The sequence below is a fragment of the Parasphingorhabdus pacifica genome (assembly GCF_054779195.1).
In genome coordinates this window covers 1-1,134 of the sequence record NZ_BAAGYS010000018.1, presented here as the reverse complement: position 1 = coordinate 1,134, position 1,134 = coordinate 1, and the positions used below count along the sequence as shown (strand labels likewise).

Genomic DNA, 1,134 nt, shown 5'->3' with positions numbered 1-1,134 from the left:
GCCAACATCCTGGCTGTCTGTGCCTTCCCACATCGTTTCCCACTTAACCATGACTTTGGGACCTTAGCTGGCGGTCTGGGTTGTTTCCCTCTTCACGACGGACGTTAGCACCCGCCGTGTGTCTCCCGTGATAACATTCTTCGGTATTCGTAGTTTGCATCGGGTTGGTAAGTCGGGATGACCCCCTAGCCGAAACAGTGCTCTACCCCCGAAGATGAGTTCACGAGGCGCTACCTAAATAGATTTCGGGGAGAACCAGCTATCACGAAGTTTGATTGGCCTTTCACCCCCAGCCACAAGTCATCCGCTAATTTTTCAACATTAGTCGGTTCGGTCCTCCAGTTAGTGTTACCCAACCTTCAACCTGCCCATGGCTAGATCACCGGGTTTCGGGTCTATACCCTGCAACTTAACGCCCAGTTAAGACTCGGTTTCCCTGCGGCTCCCCTATACGGTTAACCTTGCTACAGAATATAAGTCGCTGACCCATTATACAAAAGGTACGCAGTCACACCCGAAGGTGCTCCCACTGCTTGTACGTACACGGTTTCAGGTTCTTTTTCACTCCCCTCGCCGGGGTTCTTTTCGCCTTTCCCTCACGGTACTGGTTCACTATCGGTCAGTCAGGAGTATTTAGCCTTGGAGGATGGTCCCCCCATATTCAGACAGGATACCACGTGTCCCGCCCTACTCTTCGAGTTCACAACCTGTGCATTTTGGTGTACGGGACTATCACCCTGTACCGTCGGACTTTCCAGACCGTTCCACTAACACACAAGCTGATTCAGACTCTGGGCTGCTCCCCGTTCGCTCGCCGCTACTGGGGGAATCTCGGTTGATTTCTTTTCCTCGGGGTACTTAGATGTTTCAGTTCCCCCGGTTCGCCTCGTTAACCTATGTATTCAGTTAACGATAGTGCAACGAATTGCACTGGGTTTCCCCATTCGGACATCGCCGGTTATAACGGTTCATATCACCTTACCGACGCTTTTCGCAGATTAGCACGTCCTTCATCGCCTCTGACTGCCAGGGCATCCACCGTGTACGCTTAGTCGCTTAACCTCACAACCCGAAGATGTTTCACTTCTGATTGCGAAAATTTGAGAGACTCGAACACACATTAACTGTGTGTCG

The 1,134-nt window shown here is 51.5% G+C and carries 1 rRNA gene; it reads right to left on the bottom strand.

Annotation, left to right across the window (positions count from 1 at the left end):
* Positions 1 to 1,062: ribosomal RNA gene (locus ACYVAN_RS23205) — 23S ribosomal RNA — on the bottom strand; the annotation flags it as partial.
* Positions 1,063 to 1,134: the final 72 nt, after the last annotated feature.